Genomic DNA, 2695 nt, shown 5'->3' with positions numbered 1-2695 from the left:
ACAAGAAAATTCGTGTTAAATAAAATAAATAAAAACATTTTTTTTTAAAGTATAAAACAAAAAAGGCCGGAAGAATAATCTTCCGACCATGACTACCTTGATGGCGCTTTTTATATTTTATATTCTTAACGAATCGGGACCGGAAATACGGGTAAACTTGCATGACCTAACTCATCTACAGTTTGTATAGCAAAAAAATAGTTGTCTTTAGAATACGGAATTTCTGCTTTGGTATCTTTTACAAAAAATGTTTTCTCCCAATGTGAAGAAGCCGTTTCTCTCATTAAAATCTGATAACCATAAGGCGCTTTTCCTTCCGGAGCAGTCCAGGAGAACGCAGATGAATTAGAAAGATTTTTAACTTCGATTCCTACATTTACTGGCGCTTTTGGCGACCATGCTAAATTGGCCAGAGTGGCTAAATTAGAACAAGTGTTTTTTCTTAAATACTCAAAATCCATAAATTCAACCAAATCACCGTATTTAATTCCGTTTTCAGTTCTTAAATCCTGATGCTGATGATCGAAATTCTCATTCATTTCGCAAAAACGAACTGCTGTAAATCCATTTTGACTAAACGGAGTATGATCGCCTCCACGTAAAAAACGATCGTTTCTGTAGACCAATTTTACTTTTAACTGATCTACATATTGCTCTGTAACGGTTTTAATGTAACGCGCCAATAATCTCGACGGACTATCATTTTCGCGACTTGTTGCTTTACGCATCTTGGCTTCGTCTTCGGTTTCCAGAAACGGAATTGTTTCGCTAAAAACCCTGATCTGAGTGTTATCTCTTAAATTAGTTCCGCTCGACAAACTATTACCAATCATATCATTATTAAGCATTGCCATGATATTCCAGTTCGATTCTTTTGCCGTTTCAGCAAGATGACGTGCCCCTATAAGTCCTTGTTCTTCGCCAACTACAGCTACAAAAATAATAGTAGCAGAAAAAGATCTTTGACTCATTACTCTCGCTAATTCCATTACAGCCGCAACTCCGGAAGCGTCATCATTGGCACCTGGAGCATCAGATTTAATATTCATAACATCAGAAACTCGCGAATCAAGATGTCCGCTTATAATAAGAACACGGTTATCATTTGGGTCAGTTCCTTTAAGAGTCGCCATTACATTCCCAAGCTGACTATCTTTGTTGATTCGTTTTCCGTCTGCTTTCACTTCAAAATAATCAATTGCAGCAGTTAATCTTCCGCCAGATTCCAATGCATATTTATCAAATTCAGATTTTACCCATTGTTGTGCAGCGCCAATTCCTTTGGTTTTGCTTTTAGTATCGCTTAAAGTATGTCGTGTCCCGAAAGAAACTAACTTCCGAACAGTAGCTTCAAGGTTTTCGGCTTTAATTTCGGTAATCATTTTTTTTATTTCAGGATCTTCAGCAACCTGAGAAAAGGTAATTTGAGTAAAAAACAGAAAAGTAAATACAGAATAAAAAATGGTCTTTTTCATTGATTTGGGATTAATTTAGATCCTCAAATTTACTTAAAAAAAAGAGAAACCCTAAAAAGATGTTTTAGCTGATTTTATCTAAAACTTTTTTCGTTGTACCATTTTCAAACTTCGTACATTTGCACCTTAGAAACTTAGCTGCTTTACAGCTTAGAACCTCAAGAATATGATTGAAATAGGAAAATACAATACCCTTACTATATTACGTGATACCAAAGTTGGTTTGTTTTTAGGAAATCCTGAAAAAGATCCGGAAGGAATTCACGATATATTATTACCCAATAAATACGTTCCCAACGAATTTGAAATAGGCGAAGAATTGATCGTCTTTGTATATTTAGACCACGAACAACGTCCGGTTGCTACCACACTGGAACCTTATATATTACTGAATGAATTTGCACTTTTAAGAGTGAATTACATTAATCAGGTTGGTGCTTTTATGGATTGGGGGATGGAAAAAGACATCCTTGTTCCGTTTAAAGAACAAGCCCGACCAATGGAAAAAGGAAAACGTTACTTAGTTTACCTTTACATGGATGAAAAAACCAATCGTTTGGTTGCTTCAAGTAAATTGAACCAATTTTTAAGCAATGAAAACCTAACGGTTGAGAAAGGCGAAGAAGTTGATTTGATCGTTTCGCATATTACCGAATTAGGAATCAATGTAATCATCAACGAGCAGCACAAAGGATTGTTGTACAAAGATGAAGTTTACGATGATGCGATTAGAACCGGTGACAGAATGATCGGATTTATTAAAAACATCCGTCCTGATAACAAAATAGACGTTGCGTTGCAAGCACAAGGCTATCAAAGTATTGAGCCAAATGCAGAAAAAATATTAGACGAATTAAGAGCCAGCCGTGGTTTTTTACGTCTAAACGACGCTTCGCATCCTGAAGACATCAAAACGGTGTTAAAAATGAGTAAAAAGACTTTCAAAAAAGCAATTGGAGCTTTATATAAAGATAAGCTGATAGAAATAAAAGAAGACGGGATTTATCTTGTAAAAGAATAATTTCTTTAAAATTTCAATATTTTTTAAATTCCAAATTCCAATACTTTACGAGTTTTTGGAATTTGGATTTTTTTATTGAAATTTAAAAAATATTTAGAGTTTATGAAAAAAATGATCTTTTTAAGCCTTTCGTGCTTCGTTCTTATTTCGTGTCAGAAAAACAAGCAAGATTTAAAACTTGAATTGCTGACCAATGAGA

General features: G+C 34.7%; 2 protein-coding genes. One reads left to right on the top strand and one right to left on the bottom strand.

Features of this window, described 5'->3' with window-relative positions:
• Nucleotides 1–125: 125 nt before the first annotated feature.
• Nucleotides 126–1475, bottom strand: a complete 1350-nt coding sequence (locus FLACOL7796_RS16350) for a M20/M25/M40 family metallo-hydrolase (protein WP_173971801.1) — start codon at nt 1473–1475, stop codon at nt 126–128.
• Between the two features lie 166 nt (nt 1476–1641).
• Between FLACOL7796_RS16350 and FLACOL7796_RS16345 the strand changes: the two genes are divergently transcribed.
• On the top strand, nt 1642–2496 hold the full coding sequence (locus FLACOL7796_RS16345) for a CvfB family protein (RefSeq protein WP_173971800.1): 855 nt from the start codon (nt 1642–1644) through the stop codon (nt 2494–2496).
• Nucleotides 2497–2695: the final 199 nt, after the last annotated feature.

The organism is Flavobacterium bizetiae, assembly GCF_902804475.1.
Classification (GTDB): domain Bacteria; phylum Bacteroidota; class Bacteroidia; order Flavobacteriales; family Flavobacteriaceae; genus Flavobacterium; species Flavobacterium bizetiae.
This window is presented reverse-complemented; position numbering and strand designations above follow the sequence as displayed.